Source organism: Salinicola sp. MH3R3-1, from assembly GCF_001937155.1.
GTDB classification, from domain to species: domain Bacteria; phylum Pseudomonadota; class Gammaproteobacteria; order Pseudomonadales; family Halomonadaceae; genus Salinicola; species Salinicola halophyticus.
Window position 1 is genome coordinate 1 of record NZ_MSDP01000079.1, and the last position, 733, is coordinate 733.

The window sequence follows — 733 nt, forward strand, 5'->3', positions numbered from 1 at the left end:
AACGCTGTTCTCGCCGGTAGTCTGGGTATCGGCGACGGCGACCGGCGCATCGTTGGCGCCGGTTACGGTGATGGTGACCGTCTTGGGCTCGCTGACGCCGCCGTCGTTATCGGTGGCGGTGTAGCTGAAGGTAACCTCACGGCTCTCGCCCGCGGCCAGACTGTCGAAGTCGGCACCCGGCGCGAAGCTGTAGCTGCCGTCGGCGTTGAACCTGAGACTACCATTGCCCTGACCTACGCCAGTGTCGAGCGCGTAGCTGGCGATGGTGCCGTCGACATCGGTCGCTGCCGGCACTTGCCCGCCGAGGACGGTGTTCTCGCCGGTAGTCTGGGTATCGGCGCGGGCGACCGGCGCATCGTTGGTGCCCGTGACGGTGATCGTCACGGTCTTCGGCTCGCTAACGCCGCCGTCGTTATCGGTGGCGGTGTAGCTGAAGGTGACCTCACGGCTCTCGCCCGCGGCCAGACTGTCGAAGTCGGCGCCCGGGGTGAAGGTGTAGCTACCGTCGGTATTGAACGCCAACGACCCGTTGCCCTGACCTACGCCGGTGTCGAGTACGTAGCTGGCGATGGTGCCATCGACATCGGTCGCTGCCGGTACCTGACCGGTCAGCGCCGCGTTCTCGCCGGTGGTCCGAGTATCAGCGGCAGCTACCGGCGCATCATTGGTGCCGGTGACGGTAATCGTCACCGTCTTGGGCTCGCTCACCCCGCCGTCGTTATCGGTGGCGGTG

At 66.2% G+C, this 733-nt stretch carries 1 protein-coding gene; it reads right to left on the reverse strand.

The genetic code is table 11. The annotated features are described in order from the left end of the window. Window positions 1-733: Ig-like domain-containing protein (locus tag BTW08_RS18410; RefSeq protein ID WP_139313725.1), on the reverse strand; the 733-nt coding region annotated here is incomplete at both ends.